The following is a 2,625-nucleotide window of genomic DNA, read 5'->3' as shown; positions in this document are numbered from 1 at the left end:
CTGCGGGTTTCGCAAAGTCCGGGACAAGGATTTCAGTAAGTCGCGGACACGGATTTCAGTAAGTCCGGGACACGCAATTCAGTAAGTCGCGGACAAAGCCGGCGGCGGAATTGGGTCGATTTTCGTGAGCGCCGATCTGGCATTTTGCCCTCGTATTCGAAGCGAGGACATCAATGCCGAGACGGAAGCGAGCGAGACATACGAGCGTGAAGGACATCCGATCGATACTGCGGCTGACGTTCGAGCAGGGCCTGCCTGTGCGGGCGGTTTCGGAGCGTTTGAAGATCAGCAAGACGTCGGTGTCGACGTATCTGCTGCGGGCGCGGGAAGTCGGACTTGCGGTCTGGCCGCTGCCGCCTGGACTGGACGATGACGAGGTTCTGGAGCGACGGCTCTTTCGCCGGATGGGACGGCCGCCGCGCGACATCGATGAGCCGGACTGGCCGAAGGTTGCCAGCGAGCTGAAGCGGAAAGGCGTGACGCTCAATCTTCTGTGGCAGGAATATCGTGAGACCCATGTGGACGGCTATGGCTACACCTGGTTCTGCGGCCGTTTTGGCGAATACGAAAGCCGCGTCAAACCCACCTATCGCAACCGACACGTTGCTGGCGTCGCGATGGAGTGCGACTATGCTGGACACACGATCCCCATTATCGACCCGTCGACAGGAGAGATCTACGCGGCCCAGATTTACGTCGCGGTGCTGAGCGCGTCGCAATTGACGTTCTCTTATGCGAGCTTCAGTCAGAAGCTGCCGGATTGGATCGAAGCGAACCAAAGGGCCTTCAGTTACTTCGGCGGCGTGACCAAGACGACGATCTGCGACAACCTCAAATCCGGGGTTGCTAAGGCGCTTTGGTTCGAGCCGACGTTAAATGCGACCTTTGCCGCCTTCGCCGAACATTACGATACGACCATCCTTCCAGCACGGCCGAAACGTCCTCGGGATAAGCCATCCGCCGAAGGTTCGGTTTTAATCGTCGAGAGGTGGGTGCTGGCCAGGCTTCGAAACGAACGCTTCTTCAGCCTTGCTGATCTCAATATCCGGATCAGCGCTTTGATCGAGGACCTCAATGGTCGCACCATGCGCCGTTACGGCAAATCCCGCCGTGCGCTGTTTGATGAGGTCGAGCGCACCCAGCTCAAGCCACTGCCGGCAACATCGTTTGAGTATGCGGAATGGAAAGTCGCCAAGGTCCATCCCGACTATCATGTCGAAGTCGACAGGACCTTCTACTCCGTGCCGCACGGTCTGATCGGCAGGCGGGTCGATGTGAGACTGACCTACCGGGCAGTCGAGATCTTCTTTGACCATAAGCGGATCGCCAGCCACATCAGAAGCTCGCAGCGCTCGGGCCACATCACCGTCAATGAGCATATGCCGAAGTCCCACCAGCGCTATGCAAACACGACGCCTCACACATTGCGCAAGGAAGCGGCAAAAGTCGGAAGCAATACGGCGATATTTATCGAGCGTCTGCTGAGTGACCGCCCGCATCCGGAACAAGGCTATCGATCCGCGCAGGGCGTCCTTTCCTTGGCGCGACGCTACAAATCCGATCGCCTGGAAATGGCGTGCGAGCGTGCCTTGACCATCAATGCACTGAGCTATTCGTCCGTCGCCAACATTCTCAAATCGGGTCTCGACCAAGCTCCACCCGCAAGCGAGGCCGTCAAGCCGGCACCGCCGCACGGCAATATCCGCGGCAAAACCTACTATCAATGAGAAAGGAAGACACCCAGATGCTGACACATCCAACCCTAGATCAAATGCACACGCTCGGCCTTGCCGGAATGGCAACGGCCTATCGCGAGCTTGCCGAGCAGATCCATGGCAACGACCTCAGCTTTGACGAGCGGCTCGGCCTGATGCTCGACCGCGAGATCGCATTGAGAACAGACAAACGACTGACCAATCGGCTGGCAACTGCAAAGCTGCGTTTTGCCAATGCATCGATCGAAGACATCGATTTTAGCACGCACCGCGGTCTTGATCGCCGCAACGTTTTGTCCTTGGCGCAAGGCGCATGGCTGAAGGCAAACGAGAACTTGATTCTGACAGGCCAAACGGGCACCGGAAAGACTTGGATTGCCTGCGCTTTTGGAAGACAGGCGGCAAGGCTCGACTATTCCGTGCTTTACGTTCGAATGCCACGGCTCTTCGAAGATCTCGCACTTGCCAGGCTCGACGGACGCTTTCCGCGCCTCATCGACAAGCTTGCCCGTGTCCAACTGCTGATCCTCGACGACTGGGGAGCGCATACGCTGAGCGATCGGCAGCGCCTCGATCTGCTGGAAATCTTCGAGGAGCGGTACCGGCGAAAATCGACGCTGATCACGGCTCAAATTCCCGTAGCCGCCTGGCATGAAATGATCGGAGAGGCCACTTTAGCTGACGCAATTCTGGACCGCATCGTTCATAACGCCCACCGCATAACGCTCGAAGGCGACAGCATGCGAAAGCGAAAAACACCCGCACTCTTGACCGGCGGCGAAATAACCGAAATCAATCACTCCTAACAGCCACAAGGCAAACGGAACTCGATCCCTCCGTTGTCCGCGACTTTGCGAAACGCTTGTCCGCGACTTACTGAAACCGCTGTCCCAATTTAGCGAAATCCGCA

Annotated in this window: 2 protein-coding genes; both read left to right on the top strand. The window is 57.6% G+C overall.

Annotation, left to right across the window (positions count from 1 at the left end; all coding sequences use genetic code 11):
* Positions 1 to 173: 173 nt before the first annotated feature.
* On the top strand, positions 174 to 1,727 hold the full coding sequence (gene istA, locus JT360_RS32920; protein ID WP_214477569.1) for an IS21 family transposase: 1,554 nt from the start codon (positions 174 to 176) through the stop codon (positions 1,725 to 1,727).
* Positions 1,728 to 1,744: 17 nt separating this feature from the next.
* On the top strand, positions 1,745 to 2,521 hold the full coding sequence (gene istB, locus JT360_RS32915; protein WP_214477566.1) for an IS21-like element helper ATPase IstB: 777 nt from the start codon (positions 1,745 to 1,747) through the stop codon (positions 2,519 to 2,521).
* Positions 2,522 to 2,625 lie beyond the last annotated feature (104 nt).

Source organism: Mesorhizobium sp. dw_380 (assembly GCF_018588885.1).
Lineage (GTDB): Bacteria > Pseudomonadota > Alphaproteobacteria > Rhizobiales > Rhizobiaceae > Mesorhizobium.
The sequence above is the reverse complement of the archived record's forward strand: the minus strand, read 5'-3'. Positions and strand labels throughout refer to the sequence as shown.